At 65.9% G+C, this 2,547-nt stretch carries 2 protein-coding genes; both read right to left on the reverse strand.

Annotation, left to right across the window (positions count from 1 at the left end; genetic code table 11):
* Positions 1–355: 355 nt before the first annotated feature.
* Positions 356–1,525, reverse strand: a complete 1,170-nt coding sequence (locus C7411_RS36705) for an IS91 family transposase (protein ID WP_110389026.1) — start codon at positions 1,523–1,525, stop codon at positions 356–358.
* A gap of 20 nt (positions 1,526–1,545) precedes the next feature.
* Positions 1,546–2,421: a tyrosine-type recombinase/integrase gene (locus tag C7411_RS36710; RefSeq protein ID WP_110389027.1), complete on the reverse strand. Its 876-nt coding sequence runs from the start codon at positions 2,419–2,421 to the stop codon at positions 1,546–1,548.
* Between the last annotated feature and the right edge of the window lie 126 nt (positions 2,422–2,547).

The raw sequence follows: 2,547 nt of genomic DNA on the forward strand, positions 1-2,547 counted from the left end.
CGTTAAGGGTTATTCGATGCCTGCCATCGGCCACAGGAATGTGACGGTGCCTCCGCGCGTGTCGGCAGGCGTCGAATAAGCCTCGATGGAGGAAACCGCGGAGTGCCCCGAAGCGCTTGAAGTCTTCGCGGCTATGGCGATTGATAGGCCGGGATGCTCAGTGGTGCCGGATGCGGCGCGTTCAGGCAGGATGCCGGACGGGCACTGACGCGATGGCGAAGCGGTGCTGAGGTGCGATCGCGGTGATGACGCGGGCTTGGGAGGCGCTTCGAGAAGCGACACGCGCAAACGTCCGCTCGTGGGCCGCGTTGCCGCAGAGCCGACGTTCGACAGGCGGATCGAAGAACCGCGATGCTCATGTCTGCCCCCGCGGCATCGGTGGTGCCCGGATCGGGGCGCTGCGCGCGAGGATGTCGATGACGATCATCGGTGCGCCGCAGTGCCGGCAGATGAAGACGGGCCGGGTTGCGATGACGGTGTCGTCCGGTAACGGGCTGATTTCGGGCGCAATGTGCAGCAGATCGCGCACCTTCGCGAGCCTGGCGCGGCGTACCGGGTTGGCGAGCAGTCCGTAGTGACGGATGCGATGGAAACCGCCGGGCAGCACATGGAGCAGGAAGCGGCGTATGAATTCGCCGGTTTCGAGGGTCATGGTCTTGTAGCGGGTGTGTCCCTTCGCGCGGTAGTCCTTCCAGCGGAACGTCACGCCACGCTCATCGAAGGCGACCAGACGCTGGTTGGAGATGGCAACGCGGTGCGTGTAGCGTGAGAGGTACTCGAGCACCGCCTTCGGTCCGGCGAACGGGCGCTTGGCGTAGACCACCCATTCGCAGGTACGCAGCGGCGCAAGCCACCGGGCAAAGGTGGCGGGATCAGCGAGCCCGGTGTACTCGCCGAAGAACTGCAACTGGCGATTCCGGTGTGCCAGTTCGAGCGCTTCGAGGAAGCGCCGGCGGAACAGGCGTGAGAGCACGCGCACCGGCAGGAAGAAGCCGGGCCGGCACGCAATCCAGCGCTCGCCATCGGGCGAGAGTCCGCCGCCGGGTACGATGCCGTGCGCGTGTGGATGATGCGTAAGGGCTGAGCCCCAGGTGTGCAGTACGAGCGTGGCCCCGATCTGCGCGCCGAGATGCCTGGGATCGGCAGCGATCGTGCGCAGCGTGTCGGCGGCGATGTCGAGCAGCAGGCCGTAGATGATCCGTTTGTTGTACCAGGCGATCGCGCTGATGGGTGCGGGAAGCGTGAAGACGACGTGGAAGTACTCGACGGGTAGCAGGTCGGCCTGGCGCGCCTCCAGCCAGCGGTGTGCGGCACTGGCCTGGCACTTCGGGCAATGCCGGTCCCGGCACGAGTTGAAGGACACTTCCGTCCTTGCGCAGCCTGAACAGCGCAGCACATGTCCGCCCAGTGCCGCCGTGCGGCACCGTTCGATGGCTGACATGACCTTCAGCTGCCCCAGGCTCAGGTGTGTCGTGGCTCGCCACGCTGGCCCGTGGCTGCGGAAGATCTCCGCAACCTCCAGCATGAGGCGTTGCGGCTGCGGGCTTACTCGGGAGGCAGCCGGTCCAGCGGGCTGGTGACCTCCTGCAGCAGGTCGGTGGCGACCTGGACGTAAAGCGCGGTGTTCTCCAGCTTCGCATGGCCAAGCAGGACCTGGATCACGCGGATGTCCACCTTCTGTTCAAGGAGGTGTGTCGCGAAACTGTGTCGAAGCGTGTGCATGGACACGCGCTTGTCGATGTGCGCGGCCTCGGCGGCGGCGTGAATGGCGCGGTTCAGTTGCCGTGTGCTCAGCGCATCGACTGGATCGAGCCCGGGAAACAGCCACCCGCCGTCGAGCATCTTGCCCTGCGCACGGGCCACGCGCCACCACACACGCAGACGCTCAAGCAGAACCGGTGACAGCATTGCGTAGCGGTCGCGGCGGCCCTTGCCCTGCTCGATACGCAGTGTCATGCGCTGGCTGTCGACGTCGGTGACCTTCAGCGCCACCACTTCGCTCGCGCGCAGCCCGGCACCGTAGGCGACCGACAGCGCGGTCTGGTGCTTCAGGTTACCGGCTGCCTCGATGAGCCGCCGCACTTCATCGGGACTGAGCACCACGGGCAAGATGCGGGGCACGCGCACCGGTTGCATCCTGACCATCAGCTCGGGCCGGTCGAGCGTGACGGTGAAGAAGAACTTCAGGCCGGTGATCGCGCGGTTCAGTGAGACGGGCGAGGTGCCGTGATCGACCAGATAGAGTTGGTAGCGCCGCAGGTCCTCGACGGTAGCCATGTCGGGCGAGCGCTCGAGAAACCGGGCGAACTCGCGCACGATGCGCAGATAGCTCTCCTGCGTCTTCGGGGCAAGCTGGCGCATGCGCATGTCGTCGATCATGCGCTGGCGCAGCGGGCTGGCGTTTGCTGGTGAGGAGGTCATGATTCGGCTCCTGTTGAAGAACGAGGCGGATTGCCTCATTCGCCAACATAAAACCGCGTGACCGGCCTCTCCCTGACCTCCAGCGTCGGACCGTAGCCCCTACCGCGCGAGCGGTTTAGTCCGTCG

This window comes from Paraburkholderia silvatlantica (genome assembly GCF_003096715.1).
Classification (GTDB): Bacteria; Pseudomonadota; Gammaproteobacteria; order Burkholderiales; family Burkholderiaceae; genus Paraburkholderia; species Paraburkholderia silvatlantica.

What these genes read in the sequence shown, in the direction of transcription:
- C7411_RS36705 (WP_110389026.1), bottom strand. Translation starts at nt 1,525, where the DNA reads ATGCTGGAGGTTGCGGAGATCTTCCGCAGCCACGGGCCAGCGTGGCGA.
- C7411_RS36710 (WP_110389027.1), bottom strand. Translation starts at nt 2,421, where the DNA reads ATGACCTCCTCACCAGCAAACGCCAGCCCGCTGCGCCAGCGCATGATC.